The sequence below is a fragment of the Streptomyces sp. LE64 genome, from assembly GCF_052606915.1.
In genome coordinates this window covers 2,817,190-2,843,135 of record NZ_CP199708.1, presented here as the reverse complement: position 1 = coordinate 2,843,135, position 25,946 = coordinate 2,817,190, and the positions used below count along the sequence as shown (strand labels likewise).

At 72.8% G+C, this 25,946-nt stretch carries 23 protein-coding genes, 1 CRISPR repeat array and 1 riboswitch; of the genes, 7 read left to right on the top strand and 16 right to left on the bottom strand.

From position 1 onward, the window contains the following. Nucleotides 1-2 precede the first annotated feature (2 nt). The 3 genes from ACSMX9_RS12790 to ACSMX9_RS12780 all read right to left on the bottom strand — a co-directional run bounded on the left by ACSMX9_RS12790 (nt 3) and on the right by ACSMX9_RS12780 (nt 2,744). Complete coding sequence (locus tag ACSMX9_RS12790) at nt 3-728, bottom strand: lasso peptide biosynthesis B2 protein (RefSeq protein ID WP_445402455.1); 726 nt, start codon at nt 726-728, stop codon at nt 3-5. Continuing rightward, the gene (locus ACSMX9_RS12785; RefSeq protein ID WP_445402454.1) at nt 721-2,535 is read right to left on the bottom strand and encodes an albusnodin/ikarugamycin family macrolactam cyclase; all 1,815 of its coding nucleotides are present in this window, start codon (nt 2,533-2,535) and stop codon (nt 721-723) included. Before ACSMX9_RS12785 ends, ACSMX9_RS12790 begins: the two co-directional genes overlap by 8 nt. Nucleotides 2,536-2,612: 77 nt before the next feature. After that, nucleotides 2,613-2,744 carry an albusnodin family lasso peptide gene (locus tag ACSMX9_RS12780; protein ID WP_445402453.1) on the bottom strand — a complete coding sequence of 44 codons (132 nt, stop codon included), beginning with the start codon at nt 2,742-2,744 and terminating at the stop codon, nt 2,613-2,615. 798 nt (nt 2,745-3,542) lie between these two features. Here ACSMX9_RS12780 and ACSMX9_RS12775 point away from each other — a divergent pair. Next, nucleotides 3,543-4,823, top strand: coding sequence for a helix-turn-helix domain-containing protein (locus tag ACSMX9_RS12775; RefSeq protein WP_445402452.1), 1,281 nt, complete (start codon nt 3,543-3,545; stop codon nt 4,821-4,823). 263 nt (nt 4,824-5,086) lie between these two features. On the opposite strand, the gene ACSMX9_RS12770 is transcribed toward ACSMX9_RS12775, so the two are convergent. Genes ACSMX9_RS12770 through tgmA form a run of 3 tightly spaced genes read right to left on the bottom strand, consistent with a single transcriptional unit; the run spans nt 5,087 to nt 7,522 of the window. Further along, nucleotides 5,087-6,226, bottom strand: a complete 1,140-nt coding sequence (locus tag ACSMX9_RS12770) for a methyltransferase domain-containing protein (protein ID WP_445402451.1) — start codon at nt 6,224-6,226, stop codon at nt 5,087-5,089. Then, nucleotides 6,223-7,188: an ATP-grasp ribosomal peptide maturase gene (gene tgmB / locus ACSMX9_RS12765; RefSeq protein ID WP_445402450.1), complete on the bottom strand. Its 966-nt coding sequence runs from the start codon at nt 7,186-7,188 to the stop codon at nt 6,223-6,225. The genes ACSMX9_RS12770 and tgmB overlap by 4 nt, the downstream gene beginning before the upstream one ends. 37 nt (nt 7,189-7,225) lie before the next feature. Then, nucleotides 7,226-7,522 carry a putative ATP-grasp-modified RiPP gene (tgmA, locus tag ACSMX9_RS12760; RefSeq protein WP_445402449.1) on the bottom strand — a complete coding sequence of 99 codons (297 nt, stop codon included), beginning with the start codon at nt 7,520-7,522 and terminating at the stop codon, nt 7,226-7,228. Nucleotides 7,523-7,853: 331 nt separating this feature from the next. Between tgmA and ACSMX9_RS12755 the strand changes: the two genes are divergently transcribed. The 3 genes from ACSMX9_RS12755 to cobN all read left to right on the top strand — a co-directional run bounded on the left by ACSMX9_RS12755 (nt 7,854) and on the right by cobN (nt 14,801). Beyond that, nucleotides 7,854-8,696, top strand: a complete 843-nt coding sequence (locus ACSMX9_RS12755; protein ID WP_366113374.1) for a helix-turn-helix domain-containing protein — start codon at nt 7,854-7,856, stop codon at nt 8,694-8,696. Beyond that, nucleotides 8,693-8,905, top strand: coding sequence for a DUF397 domain-containing protein (locus tag ACSMX9_RS12750; protein WP_445402975.1), 213 nt, complete (start codon nt 8,693-8,695; stop codon nt 8,903-8,905). Before ACSMX9_RS12755 ends, ACSMX9_RS12750 begins: the two co-directional genes overlap by 4 nt. 146 nt (nt 8,906-9,051) lie before the next feature. Further along, nucleotides 9,052-10,361: direct repeats of the CRISPR family, unit length 28 nt; unit sequence GGACCACCCCCGCGTGCGCGGGGACCAC. Nucleotides 10,362-10,787: 426 nt separating this feature from the next. Continuing rightward, nucleotides 10,788-10,866, top strand: a riboswitch (cobalamin riboswitch). 53 nt (nt 10,867-10,919) lie between these two features. Next, on the top strand, nt 10,920-14,801 hold the full coding sequence (gene cobN, locus ACSMX9_RS12745; RefSeq protein ID WP_445402448.1) for a cobaltochelatase subunit CobN: 3,882 nt from the start codon (nt 10,920-10,922) through the stop codon (nt 14,799-14,801). Nucleotides 14,802-14,854: 53 nt separating this feature from the next. On the opposite strand, the gene ACSMX9_RS12740 is transcribed toward cobN, so the two are convergent. Together ACSMX9_RS12740 and ACSMX9_RS12735 are read right to left on the bottom strand one after the other, a co-directional pair. Beyond that, complete coding sequence (locus ACSMX9_RS12740; RefSeq protein WP_445402447.1) at nt 14,855-15,265, bottom strand: hypothetical protein; 411 nt, start codon at nt 15,263-15,265, stop codon at nt 14,855-14,857. Nucleotides 15,266-15,396: 131 nt separating this feature from the next. Further along, a complete protein-coding gene (locus ACSMX9_RS12735) occupies nt 15,397-16,329 on the bottom strand; it encodes an RNA polymerase subunit sigma-70 (protein WP_445402446.1) in 933 nt (310 codons plus the stop codon). 166 nt (nt 16,330-16,495) lie between these two features. Here ACSMX9_RS12735 and ACSMX9_RS12730 point away from each other — a divergent pair, with 166 nt between their 5' ends. Continuing rightward, nucleotides 16,496-17,173 (top strand): hypothetical protein, encoded by a 678-nt coding sequence (locus ACSMX9_RS12730; protein WP_445402445.1) that lies wholly within the window; start codon nt 16,496-16,498, stop codon nt 17,171-17,173. A 142-nt stretch (nt 17,174-17,315) separates the two neighbouring features. Here the strand turns inward: ACSMX9_RS12730 and ACSMX9_RS12725 are convergent, their stop codons facing one another. Both ACSMX9_RS12725 and ACSMX9_RS12720 read right to left on the bottom strand, forming a co-directional pair. Beyond that, nucleotides 17,316-17,768, bottom strand: a complete 453-nt coding sequence (locus ACSMX9_RS12725; RefSeq protein ID WP_445402444.1) for a hypothetical protein — start codon at nt 17,766-17,768, stop codon at nt 17,316-17,318. A gap of 164 nt (nt 17,769-17,932) precedes the next feature. After that, a complete protein-coding gene (locus ACSMX9_RS12720; RefSeq protein WP_445402443.1) occupies nt 17,933-18,430 on the bottom strand; it encodes a MarR family winged helix-turn-helix transcriptional regulator in 498 nt (165 codons plus the stop codon). 58 nt (nt 18,431-18,488) lie between these two features. Here ACSMX9_RS12720 and ACSMX9_RS12715 point away from each other — a divergent pair, with 58 nt between their 5' ends. Beyond that, the gene (locus ACSMX9_RS12715) at nt 18,489-19,307 is read left to right on the top strand and encodes an alpha/beta fold hydrolase (RefSeq protein ID WP_445402442.1); all 819 of its coding nucleotides are present in this window, start codon (nt 18,489-18,491) and stop codon (nt 19,305-19,307) included. A gap of 13 nt (nt 19,308-19,320) precedes the next feature. Here the strand turns inward: ACSMX9_RS12715 and ACSMX9_RS12710 are convergent, their stop codons facing one another. Further along, nucleotides 19,321-20,043 carry a hypothetical protein gene (locus ACSMX9_RS12710; RefSeq protein ID WP_445402441.1) on the bottom strand — a complete coding sequence of 241 codons (723 nt, stop codon included), beginning with the start codon at nt 20,041-20,043 and terminating at the stop codon, nt 19,321-19,323. A 239-nt stretch (nt 20,044-20,282) separates the two neighbouring features. Here ACSMX9_RS12710 and ACSMX9_RS12705 point away from each other — a divergent pair, with 239 nt between their 5' ends. Continuing rightward, complete coding sequence (locus tag ACSMX9_RS12705; RefSeq protein WP_445402440.1) at nt 20,283-20,522, top strand: hypothetical protein; 240 nt, start codon at nt 20,283-20,285, stop codon at nt 20,520-20,522. 19 nt (nt 20,523-20,541) lie between these two features. On the opposite strand, the gene ACSMX9_RS12700 is transcribed toward ACSMX9_RS12705, so the two are convergent. The 5 genes from ACSMX9_RS12700 to ACSMX9_RS12680 form a co-directional block, all read right to left on the bottom strand. Then, nucleotides 20,542-22,980: an ATP-binding protein gene (locus ACSMX9_RS12700; RefSeq protein WP_445402439.1), complete on the bottom strand. Its 2,439-nt coding sequence runs from the start codon at nt 22,978-22,980 to the stop codon at nt 20,542-20,544. A gap of 125 nt (nt 22,981-23,105) precedes the next feature. Next, complete coding sequence (locus ACSMX9_RS12695) at nt 23,106-23,753, bottom strand: DUF6879 family protein (RefSeq protein ID WP_445402438.1); 648 nt, start codon at nt 23,751-23,753, stop codon at nt 23,106-23,108. Then, nucleotides 23,746-24,015, bottom strand: coding sequence for a hypothetical protein (locus ACSMX9_RS12690; RefSeq protein ID WP_445402437.1), 270 nt, complete (start codon nt 24,013-24,015; stop codon nt 23,746-23,748). Before ACSMX9_RS12690 ends, ACSMX9_RS12695 begins: the two co-directional genes overlap by 8 nt. A gap of 92 nt (nt 24,016-24,107) precedes the next feature. Beyond that, nucleotides 24,108-24,971: a methionyl-tRNA formyltransferase gene (locus tag ACSMX9_RS12685; protein ID WP_445402436.1), complete on the bottom strand. Its 864-nt coding sequence runs from the start codon at nt 24,969-24,971 to the stop codon at nt 24,108-24,110. 354 nt (nt 24,972-25,325) lie between these two features. Next, a complete protein-coding gene (locus ACSMX9_RS12680; protein WP_445402435.1) occupies nt 25,326-25,496 on the bottom strand; it encodes a hypothetical protein in 171 nt (56 codons plus the stop codon). Nucleotides 25,497-25,946: the final 450 nt, after the last annotated feature.

The following is a 25,946-nucleotide window of genomic DNA, read 5'->3' as shown; positions in this document are numbered from 1 at the left end:
GGTCAGTGCTGGCGCTGATGACGGGCTCCGATGGTGAGGGCGGGGGTGAAGGACAGGGTCGAGGGCGGTTCGGCGGCCGGGGCTCCGTCCTCGGTCTGGATCCAGGCGTGCAGTCGGACGGGGTCGGGTGCGACGCCGTGACACCAGGTGACCGAGAGACGGCGGGAGGCCAGAAGTAGCACGGCGGCGGCTGATTCCTCCAGGCATGCGGTCCGAGTCGGTGAATACCAGCCAGCCCGGCGTACGGCGTTGACGGCCAAGGCTGCCTCGGTGGGGGTGGCGGGTCGTCGGACGGCTGTCGCGGCGTGCTTGATCACGGTTGTGAGGCGGTGCATGGCGGTGTGTCGGGTGCCCGCGCGTATGATCCCGAGGACGGTTCCGAGGGCGGCCACGGCTGTGGGGGAGCACGCCACGCCCGGACGGGTCGTGCCTGCGGTGTGCTCGGTGCCGCCCCAGCTCGCGAGAGGCGCCTTGGCGCTCACCGGCAGGGGCCATGGGGTCGGAGCGGTGGTCGGCACCAGAAGGCCGGCGTCGAGGAGTCGCGTGGCGAGGGTGGGTTCCATGCCGTCCAAGCGTCCCGTGGCGGCGGCCTCGTGCCACAGTTCGGCGGCTGCGGGGAGCAGGCACTGGACCCGTCCGGTCCGGTAGTCCAGGAGCACCAGGACATGCTCGAAATCCACGGAACGGACGTAACCGGGTGCGCTGGCGAATTCGGGCAGGTCAGCCATGTGCGCTCCCCACGGGCTCGTACGTCCAGACGGGGGCGGGTTCGCGGTGGTGGGCGACGAGCCAGGCTTCGGCCATGAGTGCCTGCTCCACTGTGGCCAGCGGCATCGGCACGCCAGCTGACGCCTCCCGCAGGCTTCGGCGGAACCGGTCAGGGGCAAGGAGACCGAAGGAGGCGAGGTGCCCGTCCGCGAGGGGCAGGAGATCCGGGAGGTTGGCGCGCATCCCCGTGTAGTGGTCTGCCTCGAAGCTGCCCTTGGTCGTGCGGGCCGCGACCTCCGGGGGCAGGAGGTCCGCCATGGCACGTCGCAGCAGCGGCTTGTACTCGTGGACGGCCGGGCGGCGGTCGAGCGGTGTCCGCAGCACGGCGTCCATCACGACCGCGTCGAGGAACGGGTTGTGGAGGTCGATGCCGCAACTTCGCGCCAGAGCTGCATCGGCGGTCGCCGTGCGGGCGACCTCGCGGATCTCGTCCACCAGGGACCGTACGGAGAAATCGAGCCCCGGTAGCTGATCAGGTGCTGATGCGGCCTCCTGTGCGGCGGCAACCAGCTTCTTCCGGGCCGCCGGTTCGGCCCAGGAGGGGAAGGGCATCAAGGGGAACCAGCGCACCAGCCCGTGATCGTCGCGGCCGGGAGTGCCCACCGTACGGGCGAGATCGGCCAGTGCCTCGTGCCGACCGGCCCTGGCGACCGTGACGGCGTCCCGCAACAGGGGAAGCGCCGGCCTCCTCCGTAGCCGGGCCCAACCGAGGGCTTCGCCCACCAGGCGTCGGATGCTCCGGTGTCGTACGAGGTCGGCGAGTCGGATCGGTGGCTGGAACAGGACGCTGTCGCCTCCGTCGCCGGTCATATGGGTACGGGTGCCCAGACGTTCCGTCATCCAGCGGAATTGTCCGGTCAGGCGGGCCTGGGTCAGGGTCGAGGGTGCGGGCTCGTCCGTCGCGGGGACGGTGGCGATCCGGGTGTACGGGCGGTGCTCGGCGGTCAGCGGCAACAGGTGATGGACGATTCGGTCCGTGTGCGCGGCAGCGGTGAGACGGGCGTACCGCAGGTCGGCTCCGGTCTCGTCGCCCTCGGGGTGGATGGTGACGGCGTTCAGGTCGCTGCCCGGCGGGAGTGCCTGCGCCGCCAGAACGGCGAGGGACGTGGAGTCCAGTCCGCCGGACATGTCACACGCGAGGTTCGGATCGGACGCTGTACGCAGGACCACGGCCGCGTTCAGGGCCTGGCGAAGGCGTTGCTCCGGTGCGCCTTCGGAGGTGGGCCGCCACACGGTGGCACGGCGCGGAGCACTCCCGTTTCTCGGCAGCTCGATCCGGCTGCCGGGCGGAAGCTGTTTCACCCCGGCGAAGAAGGTCCGCCCGTTGGCGAGTGCGGGGACCGAGGGCAGGAAGACGGCACATGCCAGCCGCTGGGTGTCGATACCGGCTCCGGTGAGCGCGGCCAAGGCGCGGGCGGAGCTGCACCACACCCAGTCGTTCTCATGCCGGGCCAGGTAGATGGGCTGGGCGGCGGCCGGGTCGGTGTACAGCGCCACCAGCTCTTCGTTCTCGTCCACCACGGTGTACGTGCCGGGCCATCGCCACGTGATGTCGGTCGGGAGCGGGGTGTCCGCCAGGCGAGCAACTTCCTGGTCCGAGCCGCCGGAGCAACCGAGGACCGTGACCCGGCGTCGGCCGCCGCGAGTAGCGGAAACCCGTGCTGGCCCCGGGCCGAGCCGCCAGACGGACGATCCGGCGGCGACGGGCTCCGCGCCCACCGGGCGGGGTTCACCGGGGCGGGCCGTACAGGAACCTCCGAAGATCATGTCTTCCTCCATGGACGGAGTCACGAACGGGAAGGGGTGGTGCGGCCCCTGGATAGGGCCGCACCACCTCGCGGGCGTCAGTTGTACATACGCCGCTTGTCCTCGCTCCCGGTGCCGTCCTGGCCCTCGGTCAGTTCGGCGATCTCACCGATCTCTACCGGTAGCAGCTCGTCCTCGGTGTTCACGGTGGCGTTCATCGGTTCGCTCATGAAGTGTTCCCTTCTTCTGGGTGATGGAAGGTGCGGTGGTGCTGCCCGGTCTGCTCGGTGACGCCGTCGCGGACCGGACGATCAAAGGCCGGGGCGGAGCGTCAGGCGAGCTTCCCCGACGGAGGGGCCGCCGGTCGAAGAGGCGCGGGGCCGCCGACGGGAGAACAGCCGGTACTGGGTCTGGGGCTGTCGCGGAACAAGTGATCTCGGCCCAGACCCGCTTGTCCAGGTCGGTCCGCTCGGCGCCGTGACGAGTGACCAGCCGGTCGATGAGCAACAGTCCTTGTCCGCTCCGGGCGTTGAGGCCAGCGGCTCGGCGGTGCGGCAGGGCGAGCGAGTCGTCGTACACCTCGACCGGGACTCGGCGGTGTCCGAGGCCGATGCGTACCCCGACGGTGAGCATGGTCCCGGTGCCGTGCAGTAGGCCGTTCGCCAACAGCTCCGAGGTGACGGTGATCAGTGCGATCCCGGAGTCCTCGTCCACGTGCAGTCCCCGCTGGGTGAGGAGGCCGCGGAGCTGCCGACGGCCCAGCGGCACGGAGGACGGGTCACGGAGCGGGAAGAATCTTATGCCGCGTACGCGCATGACGGACCCCTCCGATGGCCGACGGACCTGAGCGGTGAGCTGCCGCGTCGCGGGAAGGCATGTGCCGTCTTCCGTCTGCTGACCGGCCGCTATCCAGTCAACTCCGTGACCGGTCCGGCCACCGGTGCCAGGAAGGGGTGCGTTTCCGCGTGGGGGGCCGTTTCAGGGGGCCAGGATGAGAGACGGGACTTTCAGGCGCTTGGGGGATGGGCATGATGGCACCAGAAGGCATCGGGGCCTTGTTGAGGGAAATCCGGGAAGCCGAAGGACGTTCCCGCGAGAAACAGGCCCTGGTGCTACAGAAGGTCCAGGGGGGCAAGTGCTTCGACCCGGAGAACCTCAAACGCTGGGAGACCGAACGCCGTCTGCCGACACCGGTCTGGCACGAGCTGCTGGCGAAGGGCTACGGGTGTTCGGTCGAGGAGATCGTCCACGCTGTGGCCGCGAGCAGGCGCTGGCGCAGGCAGCAGCGCCGAGCGGCTCCGGACGGAGAGGGGAAGGAGGAGACGGCGGTGGAACGACGACGATTCTTCGGTGTGGCGGCGATGACGGCGGGAACGGCCGCGCTACCGGGCATCGCCGAGGCGCGGCAGGGCATCGACGCTGGCCTCTCCGGCTCCGACGCCGGTGATCTGGCGTATCTGGCAGGCGCTTTCGAGAGGCACCGTGGTGGGTACCACGGGCGCCCGCCGAGTGTCGTCCTCGACGAGATGACCGCCGACCTCGGCCTGTTACGAGAGGTGCTCGGCCGCCCGCATCCGGCGGCCACCCGGGCTGAACTGGCCCGTACGGCCGCGGGAATCACCGGTCTGGTGGCGATCATCCAGCACGACCGGGGAGACCAACGGGACGCCTACGGATGGTTCGCGACCGCCGAACAGGCGGCCCGGGAATCCGGGGACCGGCACATGCTGGCCTGGGTCCTGGCCCGGCACGCGATGGTCCCGCTCAACTACGGGGCACCGAAGACCGCGGCGGCGCTGGCCGTGCGTTCCCGTACGGAAGCCGGGAAGTCTCCGACCGCTGCCGCCGCGCTCGCCGCCGCCGTCACCGCGCGGGCCCTCGCCTCGACCGGGGACCACCAGGCCGCTCTGGGCGCGGTCGCCGACGCCCGGTCCATCGCCGACCGGCTTGACACCTCCCAGACCGCCGACACCTGGTTCGGCTACCCGCTCCAGAAGCACCACGTCCACCTCTCCCAGGCGTTCACCCTGATGGGCCGGACCCGTGAGGCGTACGAGGAGCAGGAAGCGGCGCTCGCCCTGACCCGGTCCCCCTCGGTGATGACGCGCGCCCTCCTGTCCATCGACACCGCTCTGTGCCTGTCGGCGGACGGGGATCAGTCGGCAGCGGCGGAGCTGGCTTCGGACGTCTGGACGAGGCTTCCGGAGGCATACCGCCAGGGGCTGGTCCGCTCGCGAGCGGAGTCCTTGCATCGAACGATGTCCGGCGCGGCCCGGAGCGGGTTCGGGGACGTACTGGTCGGTCGCTGACCGAGCCCTCACACGAACAGGGGTGATCACCCCCGCGCGTGCGGGGACCACCCCCGCGTGCGCGGGGACCACCCCTTCCCGACCTGCGACGTTAGCCGGCCAACACCTGGTTTTCCTTCAGAACTTGAGAGTCCGGCAAAGGGTTTAAAGGCCCATGCCAACCCAAGGTTGTGAACGTTCAGCGGAAGGTTCTCCCTCGCGTCCGCCCCCACACCACTGTCACCGAGGCGGGCCCCGTTCGGCTCCGGCCGTGGTGGTGGGGGTCAGAGCCGCCACGAGGTGGTCGTGGGCTCTTCGCGCCGGAGGGTGTGCGCACCGTCGAGTTCGACGGTGAGGGTGTAGGCGTCGGGCCCCGGCCGTCCGGCGGCGATCCACTGTGCCGTCAGCGTCGCCCGCTCGGTCCACAGGTCCCGCGGGCCGCCCACGGTGACGTCCGCCGTGGACTTCCCGGCCGGGGTCATGCGGGCCCACGAACCGGTGTCCGGATGCACGAGCCCGTACACGTCCGTGTCGCCGGCGGTGAGGGCGATGGAGAGCACGTCGTACTGGGCCATGGCGACTTCGAGCGCACCGCCCTCCATCAGGTCCTGGTAGAAGCCGCGCGGGTCCTGGGCGTCCGGCAGGTCGATCCGGCGGTCCCGGCCGGTGCCGTTGATCACGAGGGCGGTGTACGACGACGCACGGTGCGCCACCTGCTCGGGGGTGGGCCGGGCGATCATGAATGCGGCCGGGTCGGGCAGGAACCCGCCCGTCGCGGACTCCGCGCCGACGCTCAGGCGCACGATGCCGGTCCCGATGTTCGTGACGATGGTTCCCCCGGGCCGCACCTGGCGTACCCACTCCGCGGGGATGCGGTGCACTCCGCAGGTGGCGAGGATTCCACCGTACGGGGCGCGGTCGCCGACGCCGCGCGTGCCGTCGCCGGTGACGAGGTCCGGCACGTAGCCGACGGAGGCCAGGCTCCGCCGAGCTGTTGCCGTCAGCTCGGGGTCGATGTCGATGCTGACGACCTGGTCGTCGCCGAGGCGGTGGCAGAGCAGGGCGGTGTTGTATCCGGTGCCCGTGCCGACCTCCAAGACCCGGTCGGTGCGGGTGAGGGGGAACGCCTCCAGCATCCGGGCCATCAGGGACGGCTCGCTGGAACTGCTGACGGCGGTGCCACCGGCGTCCCACCGGGTGATCAGCGAGGTGTCCTGGTAGACCGCGGCGTGGAAGCCGGGGTCCTGCGCGGTGAGGGTGTCGATCTGGTCTCCGTGACGGACCTGGAAGCTGGGTACGAACGCCTCCCGGGGCACGCCGCGGAACGCGTCCGTCCAGCCCGGTGAAGTCAACGCCCCGGCGTCGGTCATGCTCCGGACCAGGTGGGCGCGGGCTTCCTCCGAAGCGGTGGAGATGGTGGTCACTGCCTTCCTTCCAGAACATCGGCGAGGGCCTGGGTGATGGGCGCGCGAAGGTCAGGGACGAACCCGAACTGGCCGCCCGGGTTGACGTCGATCAAGTGCCAGTCGCGGTTGCCCTGATCAACGAGGAAGTCCAGGGCCACGTAGCGCAGTCCGAGGGTTTCCATCAGCCGGCGGACGCCGTGCGCGACGCCCGCGGGCACGTGGCAGAGCCGGTAGGTCAGCGAGTCGTAGTCACGTCGGAAGTCGATCCGGGCAGCGGGCGAACCGGCGTGGATCTCGGCGGCGAACATCTGCGAGCCCACCGCGGTGAGTCGGACCTCGTGCTCCTTGTCGATCCACTCCTGGAACAGGTGGGCCGTGCGCGCCACTTCGTCGGTGATGTCGTCGGCTTCCACTCGGCTGGTCCACACCGCCACCGGTTCGCCGCCCGTACCGATCGGACCCGTTGTGCCGAGGGTCTTGTACGCCGCTACCTTCCGCGGCAGGCCGCGGATGAACTCCCTTGCCGTATCCGCATGGTTCGTGAGGAGCGTTCGTGGGACACGCAAACCGCAACGCAGGGCCGTGGCCAGCGCGACCGGCGCGGTGCCGGCCACCGCGTTGTTGTGCGGGTGGTTGACCCAGGTGCACCGCAGCGACGCCAGGACTCCGCCGAAGCCCGCCCGGGCCTCGTCGAAGGCCCATCGGGCGTCCTCGGCGGAGAGCCCGGGATGCAGGGCGAACGGGCTGGGACGGCGGTAGTAGACCGCCGTCACGTCCCGCATCCGCAGGCCCCGGTGCTGACCGCGCCACGTGCTCGACCAGTCCACCTGGCCGGTGCCGAGCGTGGCACCGAACTCCGCCCGCTCCGGGAAGTCTCCCGGGTCGGCGCGGTGCACCGGGACCCCCCGGTCGTTGAGCTCGGCAATGACCAGATCAGCAGTCGCGTCCAGGTCGGGGCGGGTCAGCACCAGGACCGTCACGGCGTCACGTTCCCTTCGTCAGGTAGGCCGGGCGCCGTCAGTCAGTGTCGTTCTCCGTGTCGGTCGCCAATTGCATGTCCTCCCGCGTCTGGGTCTGGCTGGTGAACGCCGTCTTCATCGACGGCGCGTGAATGAACGGGTGTCCGCTCTCGGTCACCGTGATCTGCCGTGTCAGGCACAGGGACAGCGGGGTCGTGGTGTCCGCGTCACCCTCCACGTCCCGGATGGGCAGGGCGGTGGTCAGACCGAACGGACGGACAGTGCCCGCCGACCGGTCAGCGATCGTGGTGCGCTGTACCTGTGAGGGGAAGGCGGACGGTGCGAGCTTGCTCATCTACGTTCTCCAAATCGGTTGAGTGGAACGTCGCCCCGAGCATTGGGGTGTCTGCAGTGGTCACGGGCAGGACTGTGCGGGCCGTCTTGGACAGGGAACCCTCGACCCACCGTCCGCTTCCGTGCCCGTGTCCATGACGATGCCGAGCGCACCCTTGCCGGTGTCGTATGTGAGGTCTCCGGGGCGGAGTTGGTGATGTTCCGCTACGTTCTCTCCGCACATGGGATCACTCCTCTCCGTAGCGAGGCTGCTACTGAGAGGCTCAGGTTGGCCCACGGTCCTGGCTCGATCAACGTGGCTGACGAGAAAGATCAATCAGGGGTGGTGAAAGATGAACCGTAAGGATCTGAACCCGGAGGCATCCCCGCTAGCGGCGTTCGGAGCGCGTCTGCGCAGCTCACGTGAGGCGCGCGGCTGGACGCAGGCGGAGCTTTCCACGCACATGGGCATTTCCGGTGGGCATATTTCTGGGGTCGAAACTACCCGCAAAACACCTTCGTTGCGCTTCGCGAGAGCCGCGGACAGGGCCTTCGGCCTACTCGGGACGACGGACACGTTCGAGCGCCAGTGGCGCGAGATGCACCACGGCAGTCTGTTGGACGGGTTCCCGGAGTACGTGGCGTACGAGGGGCGCGCGGCCGAGATCCGGCTGTACGAAGTGGGCGTCATCCCGGGATTGCTTCAGACCCCGGAGTACACAGCGGCATTGGTGGCGAGCGAAGCCAAGCGTGGTGCGCTCACCCCCGACCAGGCGCAGGAGCGGGTAGAGCTTGTCGCGAAGCGGCAAGCAATGCTTGCCCGAAAGTCGGCGCCGGAGGTGTTCGTGGTCCTCGATGAGAGCTGCCTCTACTGCCCCATCGGTGACCCTTCGGTCATGGACGCCCAGTTGGCCAGGTTGGTTCACTTCGCCGAGCAGCCCAACACCGTCTTGCAGGTGGCGCCGTTCGCTCTTGGCGAGCTGCGGTCGATGACCCTGCCGGCGTACATCCTGACGATGGCCGATCGTCAGCTCATGGCATACGCCGAGTCATCGATGCGCGGTTACCTTGAGCGTGATGGGCGGTTCGTTCTGCCGGTGCTTCGGAACTACCATTTGTTGCAAGCCGAGGCACCATCTCAAGCTGCCTCGGTAGCCATGATCAACAAGATTCGAAGGGGCAGTTCACCGTGCTGAACAATTCGTCATCGTTGCACTGGGTTAAGTCCTCCTACAGCTCCAACGGAGGGGCCTGCGTGGAGGTAGCGGCAGACCTCGTCGCATCGCACCACACGGTTCCTGTCCGTGACTCGAAGGATTCGGCCAGCCCCGTGTTGAGCTTGTCGGCCTCGGCGTTCTCGTCCTTCGTGGAGGGTGTGAAGGGCGGCGAGTTCGGCGCTGCCTGAGCGCCCATGCAGCCTTCGACGTACTACCGGTACGAGAGCCCCCTTCAACTCTGATCAGAGGTAGTGGGGGCTGTTTCATGCCACGGCCATCTGATTACGTGCGCGGGGACCACGGCTCGGCACCGCACACCGGGGTGGTCGTCTCGGGATCACCCCCGCGTGCGCGGGGACCACGCGTCGGGGTGCTTGGCCAGGCGCTTGAGTGCGAGACCACCCCCGCGTACGCGGGGACCACCCACCGCCGTAGATCGCGGTGAAATTGGCCCCGGGACCACCCCCGCGTGCGCGGGGACCACGAACCCCTGATCCATGCCGGAGCCGCCGGACCGGGACCACCCCCGCGTGCGCGGGGACCACCTGACCCCACCGAAGTACAGCTCCTACCGGACGGGACCACCCCCGCGTGCGCGGGGACCACGTCGATCTGGCCCGGGCGCAGGGGTGGCGGATCGGACCACCCCCGCGTGCGCGGGGACCACCGACGGCTTTCCGTTCACATACCACCGATAGAAGGACCACCCCCGCGTGCGCGGGGACCACGCCCACAGCCGGGTGCCGAGGTGGCCGCCGACGGGACCACCCCCGCGTGCGCGGGGACCACCCGCGGCGGCCCCGCCGGTGGCCCCCGCTGGGGGGACCACCCCCGCGTGCGCGGGGACCACGGCGGCACTTCAACCCCTCGGCACCACCGGGCGGGACCACCCCCGCGTGCGCGGGGACCACGCGGGGACCGGCTGCACCATGCGAGCAGGGAGCGGACCACCCCCGCGTGCGCGGGGACCACCCAACCCGTCCACCCCGGCCCTGACCCCTGCGGGGACCACCCCCGCGTGCGCGGGGACCACCCACCCGGACTGATCGGGAGGTAGAAACGTGAGGGACCACCCCCGCGTGCGCGGGGACCACCTCGTCGGTCATCATCGGCCCTTCAGGTGGTAGGGACCACCCCCGCGTGCGCGGGGACCACCGCGCGAACGGCGTTCGCGGTGGGCGGCGCATCGGGACCACCCCCGCGTGCGCGGGGACCACGGTGCACTGGCTGGCACGCGAAAGGCCCCCCGCGGACCACCCCCGCGTGCGCGGGGACCACACAGTTTGTCCCGGGCGCACCGGTATGGGGTGAGGACCACCCCCGCGTGCGCGGGGACCACTCCCACCTGACGATCGACGGGATGGACCCGGAGGGACCACCCCCGCGTGCGCGGGGACCACCGCCCCGCCTGCGGCGCCGCGCGGGACCTGGAAGGACCACCCCCGCGTGCGCGGGGACCACCAGGGCGTCCGCTGCCGCGTGACCATGGTGTCGGGACCACCCCCGCGTGCGCGGGGACCACCCGCAGATCGCCCGGTAGATCGGCGGGGCGGCGGGACCACCCCCGCGTGCGCGGGGACCACAAGGTGGGGACAGTCCCCCAGGACGAGCTGTGGGGACCACCCCCGCGTGCGCGGGGACCACCCTTCCCGACCTGCGACGTTAGCCGGCCAACACCCGGTTTTCCTTCAGAACTTGAAAGTCCGGCAAAAGGTTCAAATCCCTTGCATTGGTCCTCAGCTCGTGCACGTCCAGCGGAAGGGCCTTCCTCGTGCCCGACACCCCCTCCCCGCCCAGCAGCCCGAAACGCGAGCCACAGCAAGGACGAGGCTAGCCAAGGGGGCCGGCCGAGCGCACCCACTCGCCCCCACCAGGCGAACCACGTACAGGGCCGGGCGAGCAGAGCAAGCCAGGCACCCCACCCCCCCACCGGCCCGCCCCCTACGCGCCCCCCACCACCCCCGCCCGCACGAAACCCGCACGTCGGGCGCCATTCAGCCGGGTGGGGAACCTGCATACGATGGTCCCGGCGGGTCAACCGGGCCCGCCATCGCCATGACGGCACCAGGGGAGGAAGCCGGTGCGACTCCGGCGCGGTCCCGCCACTGTGTCACCGGCCCGTCGAACGGGCCGGACGAGCCAGGAACTCCCGCCGTCCGACACCACCCGGGGCGCGGACACCCCGAGGAAGGCCGACGTCGCATGCAGCAGCCCAGCCAGGAGAACGGCTCCGACGACCAGTCTCGACCGGCCGGCCCGCCGGTGAACGACCCGACCGACCCGACCGACCCGACCGACCGGACCGACCAGCCCACCCAGGCTGACGAGACCGCCGAGGCACAGGCAGAGGCCCAGGCACCGTCCCCCGCCCCCCGCGTCCTGCTCCTCTCCACCTCCGACACCGACCTGCTCTCCGCCCGGGCCGCGAACAGGTCGGCGAACCAGGCCGACGCCAACCCCGTGCCGTACCGCTTCGCGAACCCCTCGCGGTTGCCGCTGGAGGACCTGGCCGGGTTGCTGGACGGGGTCGGGCTGGTGGTCGTGCGGCTGCTCGGCGGGGTGCGGGCCTGGCAGGAGGGGCTGGACCAGGTGATCGCCACCGGGTTGCCGGTCGTCGTGCTCACCGGTGAGCAGGCGCCGGACGCCCAGCTGATGGCGGCGTCCACGGTGCCGGTGGGCATCGCCGCCGAGGCGCACGCGTACCTGGCGCACGGCGGGCCGGCGAACCTGGCGCAGCTGGCCCGGTTCCTCTCCGACACGGTGCTGCTCACCGGGCACGGCTTCGAGCCGCCGGCGCCCGCCCCGTCCTGGGGGCCGCTGGAGCGCGCCGAGCGCACCCCGGCACAAGCACAGGCACAGACGCAGGTACCGGCACCGGCACAAGCACAGGCATCGGCACAAGCACAGGAGGACGGACGGGTCGTTCCGACCGTCGCCGTCCTCTACTACCGGGCGCACCACATGAGCGGCAACACGGCGTTCGTGGCGACGCTGTGCGAGGCGATCGAGGCGGCCGGCGCCCGGGCGCTGCCCCGCTTCGTGGCCTCGCTGCGCACCCCCGAGCCGGAGCTGTTGGCGGAGTTGCGCGGGGCGGACGCGGTGGTGACGACGGTGCTCGCGGCGGGCGGCACCCGCCCGGCGGACGCCTCTGCGGGCGGCGACGACGAGTCCTGGGACGCGGGCGCGTTGACCGGGCTGGACGTGCCGGTGCTCCAGGCGCTCTGCCTGACCTCCTCGCGGGCGGCGTGGGAGGAGAACGACGAGGGCGTGTCCCCGCTGGACGCGGCGACGCAGATCGCGGTGCCGGAGTTCGACGGGCGGCTGATCACCGTGCCGTTCTCGTTCAAGGAGATCGACGAGGACGGGTTGCCGGCGTACGCGGCGGACCCGGAGCGGGCGGCGCGGGTCGCCGGGATCGCGGTGCGGCACGCCCGGTTGCGGCACGTGCCGGCCGCGGAGAAGCGCCTGGCGCTGGTGCTGTCGGCGTACCCGACGAAGCACGCCCGGATCGGCAACGCGGTCGGGCTGGACACCCCGGCCAGTGCGGTGGCGCTGCTGCGCCGGCTGATCGCGGAGGGGTACGACTTCGGGCCGGCGGAGGAGATCCCGGGGCTGGTGTCCGGGGACGGCGACGAGCTGATCCGGGCGCTGATCGAGGCGGGCGGGCACGACCAGGACTGGTTGACGGAGGAGCAGCTCGCGGCGAACCCGGTGCGCGTCCCGGCCGCCGACTACCGGCGCTGGTTCGCCACCCTGCCCGAGGAGTTGCGGGCGCACGTGGAGGAGCACTGGGGGCCGCCGCCGGGCGAGATGTTCGTGGACCGCACGCACAACCCGGACGGGGACATCGTGCTGGCGGCGCTGCGGCGCGGGAACCTGCTGATCGTCATCCAGCCGCCGCGCGGGTTCGGGGAGAACCCGATCGCGATCTACCACGACCCGGACCTGCCGCCCTCGCACCACTACCTGGCCGCCTACCGGTGGATCGCCGCTTCCCGCGAGGACGGCGGTTTCGGGGCGGACGCGATGGTGCACCTGGGCAAGCACGGCAACCTGGAGTGGCTGCCCGGCAAGAACGCCGGGCTCTCCGCGGCGTGCGCGCCGGACGCGGCGCTGGGCGACCTGCCGTTGGTGTACCCGTTCCTGGTGAACGACCCGGGCGAGGGCACCCAGGCCAAGCGGCGGGTGCACGCCACCCTGATCGACCACCTGGTGCCGCCGATGGCGCGGGCCGACAGCTACGGGGACATCGCCCGGCTGGAGCAGCTCCTCGACGAGTACGCGCAGATCTCCTCGATGGACCCGGCGAAGCTGCCGGCGATCCGGGCGCAGATCTGGACGCTGATCCAGGCGGCCCGGCTCGACCACGACCTGGGCATGGAGGAGCGGCCCGACGACGAGGGCTTCGACGACTTCCTGCTGCACGTCGACGGTTGGCTGTGCGAGGTGAAGGACGCGCAGATCCGGGACGGGCTGCACGTGCTGGGGGCGCCGCCGGCGGCCGGGGACCGGGTGAACCTGGTGCTGGCGATCCTGCGGGCCCGTCAGATCTGGGGCGGCACCACGGCGCTGCCGGGGCTGCGGGAGGCGCTGGGCCTGGACGAGTCGGCGGCGACCCGTACCGGCGCGGACGAGGCGGAGGCCGCGGCGCGGACGCTGGTGGAGGCGATGGAGGCGGCGGACTGGGACCCGGCGGCGGTCGCGGTGGTGGCCGCCGACCACGGCCCGGACGTGGCCCGGGTCTTGGACTTCGCCGCGGCCGAGGTGGTGCCGCGGCTGAACGCCACGCTCCAGGAACTCGACCACACCGTGCACGCGTTGAACGGCGGCTTCGTGCCGGCGGGCCCGTCCGGTTCGCCGTTGCGCGGGCTGGTGAACGTGTTGCCGACCGGCCGCAACTTCTACTCCGTCGACCCGAAGGCGGTGCCGTCCCGGCTGGCCTGGGAGACGGGCCAGGCGCTCGCCGACTCGCTGCTGACCCGCTACCGGGACGACAACGGCGAGTGGCCCTCGTCGGTCGGCCTGTCCCTGTGGGGGACGAGCGCGATGCGCACCGCGGGCGACGACGTGGCGGAGGCGCTGGCGCTGCTCGGGGTGCGGCCGGTGTGGGACGACGCCTCGCGCCGGGTGACCGGGGTGGAGGCGGTGCCGGCGGAGGAGTTGGGCCGGCCGCGGGTGGACGTGACGCTGCGCATCTCGGGCTTCTTCCGGGACGCGTTCCCGCACGTCATCGGGTTGCTGGACGATGCGGTGCGGCTGGTCGCGGAGTTGGACGAGCCGGACGAGGCGAACCACGTGCGCGCCCACGTCCGGGCGGACCTGGCCGCGCACGGGGACGCCCGTCGGGCCACCACCCGCATCTTCGGTTCCCGTCCGGGCACCTACGGGGCGGGGCTGCTCCAGCTGATCGACTCCCGTGACTGGCGCACCGACGCCGACCTGGCCGAGGTGTACACGGTGTGGGGCGGTTACGCGTACGGCAGGGAGTTGGACGGGCGGCCGGCGCGCGAGGAGATGGAGAGCGCGTACAAGCGGATCGCGGTGGCGGCGAAGAACACCGACACCCGTGAGCACGACATCGCCGACTCCGACGACTACTTCCAGTACCACGGCGGCATGGTCGCCACGGTGCGGGCGTTGCGCGGCTCCGCGCCGGAGGCGTACATCGGGGACTCGACCCGACCGGAGACGGTGCGCACCCGCACCCTGGTGGAGGAGACCTCCCGGGTGTTCCGGGCCCGGGTGGTCAACCCGAAGTGGATCGAGGCGATGCGCCGCCACGGCTACAAGGGTGCCTTCGAGTTGGCGGCGACGGTGGACTACCTCTTCGGGTACGACGCCACCACCGGCGTGATCGCCGACTGGATGTACGACAAGCTCACGCAGACGTACGTCCTGGACCCGGAGAACCGCGCGTTCCTCCAGGAGGCCAACCCGTGGGCGCTGCACGGCATCACGGAGCGGTTGCTGGAGGCGGAGTCGCGGGGGCTGTGGGCGAAGCCGGATCCGCAGACGCTGGAGGCCCTGCGCCAGGTGTTCCTGGAGACGGAGGGCGAGCTGGAGGGGGGCACCGAGGGCGACTGAGCCTGTCCCGGCCCGGGGGTGCGGCGGGTGCCGCGCCCCCGGGGCCCGTGGGGTCAGCCGGCGGTGCGGGTCATCGTGGAGGCGTAGCCGCCGCCGCCCGGGTAGACCCAGGCGCCGTCGACGGTGTCGCCGTCCGCGCTGAAGGCGCCCCGGTAGTGGGCGGGGGAGCCGACCTCGCCGGCCCAGATGGTCAGGGTGTCGCCGTCGATCTCGTAGAGGTAGTCGAAGGTGTTGCCCTGGCTGTCGTAGTACCGGGAGTGGACGTGCTCGCCGGGCTGCTCGGCGCCGAACGGCTTCAGCCGGCCGATGACCTCGATGCCGGTGACGGGCTGTCCGTACTGGGTGAGGTCGACGTCCTGCACCAGGAACTGCTCGCCGGCCAGCCAGCGGTAGGTGACGGTGCCCTCGGCGCCGCCGGTGACGTGCCAGGTGCCGACGAGACGGCCGAAGTTCTTCATGGACATGGTGGGTCGCCCGCTTCCGGTGGTCGACGGCGCGGCGGGGTTGCCGCGCTCGGCTGTGTGCGTACACCCCTGTGACGGGGGTGGCACCGGAGAAGGAATCGGCCGTGATGGCGGGCGCCGCGGGCGAGGGGTCAGAGCGTGGCGGGCAGACCCAGCGTGGGCAGGAGTTCCGGCCCGAAGGTGGTGATCTCCGCGATCAGCCCGTCCTCGATCCGCAGCACGTCGATGTTGACCGCCCGGTACGCGGTGTCCCCGGGCGCCCGGAGGTAGTTCACCGCGGCGGGCTGCCGGTTCACCACCGTCTCCACGGACCGCCAGGCGCCCCAAGCGTCGGGCCCCTCGTACACCGGACGCCACAGGTCCAGGATCGCCGCCCGGCCCTCGTACACCCGGGCCACCGGGGGCATGGTCTGCCGGGCGTCCTCGCGCAGCAGCGCGGTCAACTCCGACAGGTCGCCGTCCCGGGACGCGGCCAGGTAGCGGCGGAGCACCGCCCGTTCCGCCGCGCTGGGCTCGGTCGCCGGCCCCCAGTCGGCGCGCCGCGCCGGCAGGTGGGTGCGCAGGGTGGCCCGGGCCCGTTGGAGGGCGCTCTTCACCGCGGCGACGGTCACCTCCAGGGCGCCGGCGGTCTCCTCCGCCGGGAACCCGAGCACGTCCCGCAGGATCAGCACCGCCCGCTGCCGCGGCGGCAGGTGCTGGATGGCGGCGAGGTAGGCCAGTTCGATGGTCTCCCGGGCGATGGCCCCGTCCAACAGGACGTCCGGGTACGGCTCCAGCCACCGCACCTCGGCGATCGCGGAGGCGGCGGTGGCCACCTCCCGGGAGCGGGCGGGCCCGCCCAGGAAGTCGAGGCAGGTCCGGGTGGCGATCCGGTACAGCCAGGGCCGCAGCCGCTCCGGGTCCTGGAGGGTGTCCCGCTTGCGCCAGGCCCGGATCAACGTCTCCTGGACGAGGTCCTCGGCGTCCGCGTACGAGCCGACCATCCGGTAGCAGTGCACCCGCAGTTCGCCGCGGTGCCGCTCCGCGCGGCCGGCCAGGTCCGGTGTCGTCGTCTGGTGCGTCATGCGCGAGGTTAACCGGCGGGGCGGGGGTTCCCGGTGGGGTGGGGCCGCTCCCGGACGCCCCTGGTCCGCCCACCGCGCCCCGTGGAACGATGGGGCGCACAACGGGGGGCGTACGGGGGAGGGGACGACGATTCAGTCGGTACTGGGGAACATCGCGGTGGGGCTGGTGACCAGCCTGTTGGGCGGTGCCATCGTCTGGGCGTGGGAGCGGGCCAAGCGGCGGCGGGCGGTGAACCGGCGGGCCGCGTTCTTCGGGGTCCGGCCGGGGCAGACCTGTCTGGTGGTGCTGGGCAACAAGTGGAACGCGCCCGGCACCGCGACCTACCGGGACGTCTGGGCCGCCATTGAACTCGCCCTCCTGGCAGGTGAGTTGGGGTGTCGGATCGAGATGGAGACCGGCAACTACCAGGGCGGCAACGGGGACCGCACCGAGTTCTGCGTGGGCGGGCCCACCGGCGGCGCCAACCTCCGCACCGGCGGCCATCTGGCCGCCCACCTCCCGGGCGTGGTGATGCACCCCTACGACGCCGAGCACCCGGACTCGGTGGCCATCGAGGTCGACGGCGAGAAGTACCCGTACGACAAGGGCAACGAGGAGTACGTGCTCGTCGCCAAGTTCACGCCCGAGGAGTCCGACCGCCCGGTGTTCCTGGTGGCCGGGCAGACCTCCACGACCAACCTGGCCGCGATCCACCTGCTGCGCCGCGACCACGAGGAGATCGCCGGCGGGTTGGCCTCGCTGGAACGGTTCTGCCTGGTCGTGCGCGTCTCCGGGATCAGTACCTACGCCTTCCACCGCGCCGAGGTGGTGCGGGACGTCACCGAGGCCGCGTTCGGGGCGTAGCCCCGGCCCGGCGGACGGTCGCCCCGGCCCGATGGACGGCCCGGGCGGCGGGGGGCCGTACGCCGGGCACCGGGCGGGCGCCCGGACTCTCCCGGCCCGGGCCCTCGGCACCCGGCCCGCCACGTCACCGACCGCGCAGGGACTACAGGTTGAAGGTGATCGCGGAGAAGTCCCGGCCCTGGACGACCGGGCCGTGCTGGGTGCCGCCGCTGACCGAGTTGTGCACCGGGCCGCCGTCGCCGGTGGCTTCCCGCGCCTCGTCCCACCACTGCGCCAGCAGTTCCCGGAACTCCGCGTCCCGCTCCGCCCGGGCGGTGAGCGCATCGGCCAGTTCCACGGCCCGCCGCTCGTCGTCCGGGGCCTCGGTCAAGGCGACCAGCTCCCCTCGGCCGGGCAGCTCCGACCCGTCCTCGACGGGGGTCCCGGTGCCGTCCGCCCGGTCCGTGCCCTCCTCCCCGGCGGGCGCGGCGGAAGGGTCCGGTTCCCCGCGCCGGCGGCCCACCAGCCGGCCGAGTCCCAGCCACGCCTGGCGGCCGGCCTCCCCGCCGACTCCGGTGGCCAGTGCGACGAGTACCGTCGCCGAGATCGGGTCCATCCGCTCCCCCTGTCGCTCGTCAACGGCCCCTGCCGGGACCGTCGGTGGCACCACTGTAGGAGCGGATGGGGTCGGTGGCCCAGGGGGCGCGTCGCCGCGGGGGCGTCGGGCGGAACGGGGAGGTGTCGGACGCTTCCGGCGGGTCGACGTGCCGCCCGGGCGGCTCAGGCGGGGGCGTCGCCGCCGTCCTCGAAGGTGTGCAGCATCTCGGTGAGCACCCGTAGGCAGGTGCGGACCTCGGCCTCGGTGAGCTCGCCGCCGACCCGGCGCATCAACTGGTGCTCCCGGTCCAGGACGGCGGTGATCGTCGCCCGTCCCGGGTCGGTCAGCCGGATCAGCGGGGAGCGGCGGTGCGCCGGGTTGGGCACGGCCTCGACCCAGCCGTGGGCGAGGGCGTCGTTGACCATGCGCTGGAAGAACTGCCGGCTGATGGCCTGCTGCCGGCTCATCTGGGGCACGGTCAGGGGGCCTTGGGTGCGCAGCAGGTCGAGGACCGCGCGGACCCCGACGGAGACGCCGGCAGTGGGCGCTGCGCGTTCCACCTTGCGCAGCGCCTGCCGGTACAACGGGCCCACCAGGGCGAACACCTCGGTGAGCCGGCGGCCGAGCACGTCGGGGGGGAGGGGCTCGTCGAGGGGGTGTTCGGGGGCGTCGTCGGTCATGGACACCATCATGACACCTCGGTTGCCAAACCTCCGGAAGGATGACACCTTGGTTGTCATGACAGTCGATGGGGAACTGCGCTCCTTCACCTCCGGGGACGGCGAACTCGCCTTCCGCGACCTCGGCTCCGGCGACCCCGTGGTCCTGCTCCACCCCGGCTTCCTCGACCACCGCTTCCACGACGACCACCTCCCGGCCCTGGCTGCCGCCGGCCACCGGGTGATCGCGCCCGACGCCCGCGGCCACGGCCGCTCCGCCAACGGCACCCGCCCCTTCCGCTGGGCCGACGACCTGGCCGCCCTGCTGCGCCACCTGGACACCGGCCCGGCCGTGCTGGTCGGGGTCTCCATGGGCGGGGCCATCGCCACCGACACCGCGCTGGAACACCCCGACCTGGTCCGCGCACTGGTCGTCTGCGGTGCGGTCACCAGCGAGTTCACCTACACCGACCCCTGGGCGGTGGACGTCCAGTCCGCCTTCCTCGGGGCGCTCGCCGCCGGGGACGCCGAACGCTGGCTCGCCGAGTTCCTGCGCTTCGCACCCGGCCCGCACCGCACCTTCGACCAGGTGGACCCCGAACTCCTGCACCGGATCCGGGAGATGGCCCGGCACACCCTCGCCAAGCACGCCCCCGGCGAAGCCGACCACCGGGTCCCGGTGACCGACACCCGGGCCCGCATCGCGCGGGTCACGGTGCCGGTGCTCGTCGTCAACGGCGCGCTGGACTCCCCGGACCTGCTCGCCGAGGGCGAGGAACTCGCCCGCACCGTGCCGCACGGGCGCTCCCGGGTGATCCCCGACGCCGCCCACTACGCCCCGCTGGAACGCCCCGAGGCGTTCCTGGCGGTGCTGGGGGACTTCCTGCGCGGGCTGTGACCGGGCCCGGACGTCAGCCGGTGGCCAGGCGCGGATCGATCGGCTCCACCGGGGTGACGGCGACCGGTTCGAAGGTGGACTCGGTGGAACCGTCGGTCCGGGTCACCGATCCCTTCAGGGCCAGCACGCCCTCGAACATCCGCAGGTCCACGAGGAACCGGGTGGTGGCGCCGGTGCGCCTCAGCCCGTGGATGCGGTCGTTCGGGTAGTCGAGCCGGTTCAACACCGCGCGGACCCGGTCCGGGGCGGGGTCGTCGAGCCCGTCGAGGGCCCGGGTGAGGTGCTCGGCGTTCCGCTCGGCCAGGCACCGGTCGAAGGCGTCCAGTCGCGGATCCTGCTGCTCGCGGGGTGCGCCGGTGGGCAGCGGCTCGCCCTCGTCGGCCAGCACCAGCGGCGGCGGCGAGGTCGGCGGCTGCCCGGGTCCCTCCGCCACCGGCTCCGGCGCGGAACCGTCATCGCAGGCGGCCATGAACCGGCCCTGGGCGAGGACGAAGCGCCCCCCTTCCTCGGACTCCTCGTCCGGGTCGGTGTCCGGTCCCCGATCCGCGGCCGGCTGCGCCCGGGCCGTCGGGGCGTCGGCGTCCTTCGCCGCCCCCGACGAGGCGGACGGGGCGTCGGTGCCGCAGGCGGTGAGGGCGAGCGCGGCCAGGGCGGTGAGGGCCGGCGCGACCCGCGGGCGGCGCAGGGTGCGGCGGGCGGTGCGGTGCGGGAGGTCCGGCGGTGCGTGTGCGGTCATGGCTCCAGTCTTCGAACCGGTCCTTCGCCCCGCATGAGCACCGCTACTCAGATCCGCCCGGTACCCACCCCGGCCGTCGGGGGCGCCGCGCACGCAGCAACGGCTTCCGGCCGGGCGCCGGTCGTCGATGCCGCCGGGCCGTCACGAACGCCACGGCGATACCAAGCGCGTTTGGTAGAACGGGGAGCCGAGGGGGGCGGGCTCCCCGCCCCCTCGCGGCCCCGACAGGAGGAAGAGGCGTGCCCGAAGGCGAAGGCGGAACCGCGGACGAGGGTGTCTACGAGGTGCGGTTGGGGATCTACGCGACCCGGGCGCAGGCCGAGGAGGTGAAGGAGCGGATCACCGGGTTGCTGTGCCCGGACCCCGACCACGCGCCGCCCTGTCCGATCCCGTGGTCGGTGGCCCTGGTGGAGGCGGAGCCCGACGCCTACGAGGAGTTGGTCGAGCAGGCGAGGATCGAGCGCGACCTCCAGCCGTGACCGCGGGCCCGGGCCGCGGTCACCCCGTGCCCCGGGCGGCCCGGAGCCGCTCGTGCAGTCGGGCCGCCGCCCGGTCGCCCGGCTGCGGGGGAACGGCGAGGACCTCCCGCCGCAAGCGGGCCGCCTCCCGCGCGCCCTCGGCCCCGTCCCCCTCGTCCGCGGCGGCCTCCACGGCGTCGGCCAGGGACGCCGTCGCCCGGCTCCACCGCCACAGGTCGCCCAGCTCCCGGTGCACCGCGGCGGCCCGTCGGTGGAAGTCGACGGCGTCCGCCGGCCGCCCCAGCCGCTGGTACGCCTCGCCCGCACCGTCCAGGGCCCGCGCCTCCCGACTGCGGTCGCCCAGCCGACGCTGCTGCGCCGCCGCCTTCTGGTACGCGGTGAGCGCCTCCTCCGGGCGGTCGCCGGCCAAGCGGACGCGACCCAGCTCCAGCAGCCAGTACCCCTCCCACATCGGGTTGCCGTGCTCCTGTGCCAGGGCCACCGCCCGGCCCGCGGAACGCAGGGCGTCCTCGGTCCGTCCCAGCCCGCGCTGGGCGACGCTCAGACAGCGGAGTGCATTGCCCTCGTTCCCCTCCGCGCCCAGCTCCCGGAAGACCTCCAGGGCCTCGGTCAGCAACGCGTGGGCCCGCTCGAACTCCTCGCGCTCGCCGTCGGTCTCGCCCAGGTTGGACAGGACCACCGCACGCCAGTGCCGGTCCCCGAGTTCCTCGGCCACCGCGAGGCTCTCCTCGAACGCGGCCCGGGCGACGTCGAGCCGGCGGCGCCGCAACTCCAGCAGCCCGATGCCGTTCAACGACATCAGCTCCCCCCACCGGTCCCCGGTCTCCCGCCGCGCGGCGAGCGCCGCGGCGTGGTGCACGGCCGCCCGGTCGAGCTGCTGGGACTGGGTGTGCGCCATGCCCAGGCTGTGGTGGACCTCGGCCTCCCCGCGCCGGTCGCCCTGGCGGCGGGCCGCGGCCAGGGCGAGTGCGCCGGTCGTGTGCCAGTCGGCGAACAGGTTCTGGTGCGAATAGAACGCCCGTAGCACCACGTGGAGTTGCCAGGCGATCCGGTCGAACCCGGCGTCGGCCGCGGCACGCACCGCGGCGGTCAGGTTGGCCTGCTCGGCCGTGAGCCAGCCGACCGCCTCGTGCCCGTCGCGGAAGGACGAGGGGACCACCCCCGCCTCCGGCGGCCCCAGTTCCACCCGGTGCAGCCCGGACTCGTGGCGGGCGGCGGCGTCCGCGGTGTGCAGGTACCAGGTCAACAACCGGCGCAGCACCGCCGTGCGGTCCTCGCCGGTCTCCTCCTGGTTGACCTGGTCCACGGCGTAGGCGCGCAGCAGGTCGTGGAACTGGTACCGCGCGGGCACCGTCTGCTCCAGCAGGTGCGCTCCGGTCAGGGCGTCCAGCAGGTGCCGGGTGATGACCGGCCCGGCCCCGGTCAGGGCGGCGGCCTGCGGCACCCCGAAGTCGGGACCCGGGTGCATGCCCAGCAGCCGGAACAGGCGGGCGGCGTCCCCGGGCAGGGCCCGGTACGACCAGGCGAAGACGGTGCGCACCGCGTCCGACTCCTCGCCCTCCTCCGCGGTCAGCGCGTCCCACAGAGCGGACTCGTCGCGCAGGTCCCGGATCAGTTCCCGCAGGGGCATCCGGGGACGGCTGGCCGCGCGCTCGGCCGCGATCCGCAGGGCGAGCGGCAAGTAGGCGCACAGCCGGGCGAGTTCGACGAGTTCGGCCGGGTGGTCGTCGTGGCGGTAGCCGCGGGTGGCCCGGCGCAGCAGGGCGACGGCCTCCGGTTCGTTCAGGGTGCCGATCGTGACCCGGCGGGCCCCGTCCCGGGCCACCAGCCCCGACATCCGGTGCCGACTGGTGACGACCACCAGGCAGCCGGCGGTGCCGGGCAGCAGCGGGCGGACCTGGGAGACGGCGGAGGCGTTGTCGAGGAGCACGAGGTAGCGCCGGCCGGCCAGTCGGGAGCGGTAGAGGGCGGCCTTGTCCTCCAGGTCGGCGGGGATGCGCGTCGGCGGCACGTCGAGGGCGCGCAGGAACCGGTCCAGCGCCTGTTCGGGGCCGACCGGCGGCCCCGGATCGTAGCCGCGCAGGTTGACGTACAGCTGCCCGTCCGGGAAGCGGTCGCGGATGCGGTGGGACCAGTGCACGGCCAGCGAGGTCTTCCCGACGCCCGCCGTGCCCGCGATCACCGCCACGTTCACGCTCCCCGAGCCCTCGCCGCCCTCCCCCTCCAGCAACTCCTCCAGATGCGCCAGGTCCACCACCCGATTGGTGAACCCCCGCACATCACCGGGGAGTTGTTGCGGGACGGGCTCGGCGTCCGGTGCCGAGCGGTGGAAGTGCACGCCGCCGTGGACGCTACGCGCCTGGACGACGCCCCGGGCGGAGCCGGAGAAGTCCGCGTGCGACCCCCCTCCGCCCCGAACCGTCCCGTCGTCCTGTGCGCGCTCTTCGGGAACCCCCATGCGTGGTTTCGGTCCTCTACGGTCTAGGTGCGGTCGGGGAATCGGACGCGGAGCGGTACCCTCCCGGGCCGCCGGACCTGCTGTGGCCCGGGCCCGGGCCCGTCGCCGGCTCCGGCGCCGGTCGGTCAGGTGCGGGCGGAGGACGGGACGGGCGAGCGGTCCGGGACGACCGCCGGCGGCGGCAGTTCGGCGACGTGGTGGCGGAAGTACCCGGCGAGGGGCTCGCCGTCGCCGTGCAACTCCTGGATGAAGCGTCGGGCCGCCGTGACGGTGGGGGCGTCGGTGTGCCGTACCGCCCCGGCGAGGACGCCGCGCGCGTCGTAGCGGATGTCGTAGAGCACGGCGTCCCCGAGGACGATGACCTCGGGCAGCGGCCCGGCCGCCTCCCACGCCCGCACCCGCTCCGGGCCCACGACCCGGGTGACCTCGCCGCACTCCTCCTTCAGCCGCAGCAGGTGCAGTTCCCACTGGAGGTAGGGGTCGAGGGGTTCCTCGACGACGCGGACCCGGTGCAGGGCGAAGCCGTGGTCCGCGATCTTCCCCAGGTACTCCTCGTAGTGGCCGCGCTGCTCGGCGAGCAGGTGCAGCGACCGGTCCCAGTCCCCCCGGGCGAACGCCTCCCAACTGGCGACCCCGGGTTCCCGGAAGCTCTGCTGGCGTTCGAGCTTCCACGAGCCGGAGGGGTCGGTGTCCCAGAAGCGGGCGGCGAAGTCGCCGAGGTAGTCGTCGAGTTCGAGCGGGGTGCCGGTCGAACGGTTCAGGAGGTCATGCATCGGGGAGGTCGGCCTTCGCTGCGGCGGCGGTGATTCGGGGGATGACCACGAGTCGTTCGTCCGGGGCGAGGGTCACCCCGGCGGGCAGGCGCGGGGCGTAGGAGTCGGTCAGGTCCCGCCCGATCACCACGATGTCGCCGTTGTCCAGCTCCCAGACGTCGGGGCACCCCGTCTCCCCTCCCGTCGTCCCCAATTCTTCTGGTGAGCGGCCCAGTCGGCGGGTCATCGCGGCCGACGGGTCGGCTTCCCACGCGCGCTCCATGTCGGTTCCTTCCCAGGTGAACTCACGACAGGGGTAGCGGTGTGTAGCGTACATCACATCATCACTCTCCGTCAACGACCGGATGGGGACCGTTACGCAAGGCGATGCTCGTCCGGTTCCGCGTCGGACGTGAACTCCGTGACCCACAGCGGACCGTCGCCGCAGGCCACCTCCACCCCGGGCGCCGGCATCAGGGAGGTCCGCAGCACCGTGACCCGGGCGCCGTCCAGCCGGGCCCGCGGCCCCGAGCGGCCCGAGCTCCCGAACCGCAGCGCCCGCACCTGGTCGTGGATCCGCCGGGCCGGCCACCCCCAGTCCACGGTGGAGAACGAGGGCTCCCACCACCCCGCGTAGGAGGCCCCGGCGGAGTCCTGCGGCTCCCCGGGGTCGCCGGCCGCGGCCCGCTCCAACGCGGTGGGCAGCAGTCGGCCGATCACCCGGTCCACCTCGTCGAACAGCACCGCCGGCACCACGTCGTCGGGCAGCCGCACGCCGCCCTCCTGCACCAGGACGTTCCCGGTGTCGAACCGCTCGTCCATCCAGTGCACGGTGACCCCCGTCTCCGGGTCGCCGTTGCGGACGGCCCAGTGGATCGGCAGCGGCCCCCGGTACCGGGGCAGCAGCGAGGTGTGCACGTTGAGCGCGCCGAGCCGGGTCGCCGCGAGCGCGGCGGCCGGGAAGCGCCAGGGGCAGCCGTAGCAGACCAGCAGGTCGGCCTCCTGGGCGCGCAGGCTGGCCGCCAGGGCGCCGGTCCGGCCGGGCAGCAGCAGGTCCACCCCGTCCGGGAGGGCGTCGACGATGCCCGCCACGGTCTCGCCCGCCCCGCCCCGCGCGGGCCCGCGCGGACGCAGGGACCGGGCGTGCAGATAGGCCACCGGGGTGTGGCCGGCCCGTTCGCAGGTGCGGTGGAGGACGGCGAAGCCGTTCGCCGCGTAGGACACCAGGACGATGCGCATCGGTCCGCTCCGTCGCCTTCCGGGTGGGGGCTTCGGCCGGTGGCGCGGGGCGCACCGGCTGACCCGTCGCCCCATCGTCTCCCCCGGCGGGAGAGGACGGTCCGGGGTTCCCCGAACTCGCCCGAAAGGCGTTCCTCCGCAGCGGGTTGACGGCCGGGCACGGCGTCGAAAGCCCTCGGCGGTATCGCGTCGACGCCCCGCCCTGCCCGATCCCGTGGTCGGTGCCCCTGCTGGAGGCGCTGGAGCCCGACGACCAGGAGGAACGGGTCGATCGGGCGAGGACCGAGCGAGGCCTCCCGTCCTGACCGCGGGCGTACCCGGCAGCCCTCCCGATACCCCGGGACGGACCGACCCTCACGCCCGATTCGCCCGTACGCGGCTGGTCACCCGCTCTTCCAGTTCTGCTGCCAGCGCGGTGGCGGGCACGGACGACGGGCGTGCGGCGAGGTCGGTCAGACCGCACGGCCAGGTGCTGGCGTGACCGCCACCGAGTTCGGCGGCGGCGTTCCCGAGCGTGGCCGTCATCGTCAGACGACCGATGTTCCTCAATGACGAGGGAGAGGTTCTGCCTCCCGCTGCCGCGCTGACGTTCCCGCCGTGCGCCTGCGGCTACCCCCAATGCCCGGACCGGGCACGGGAATCCGAAGACGACGGCGCGGCGGAGCCGGTGCCCCCGGCCGCGCGGGCCGAGCCGGAGCCGGGAGTGGAGCCGGAGGTGACGGACAGTCCGGCGCTGAGCGAGTTGCGGGCCAGGGTCCGCGAGGGCAACGCCCACCGGCGGTCCATCCGCTCCGTCGACCCGAACCAGCCGTAACACCCCGGGGCCCCCACCAGGACCCACCAGGCCCCGCGGGGCCGCCCGTCAAGGCCCCGCCCGATCGCCGTGGACGACGGCCGGTCGGGCGGAGGGGCGCGGAGAACGCACACTCCGCCCCCACCCGGTTCCAGGGCGTCGGCCGCGCCCGGGAACCGGGA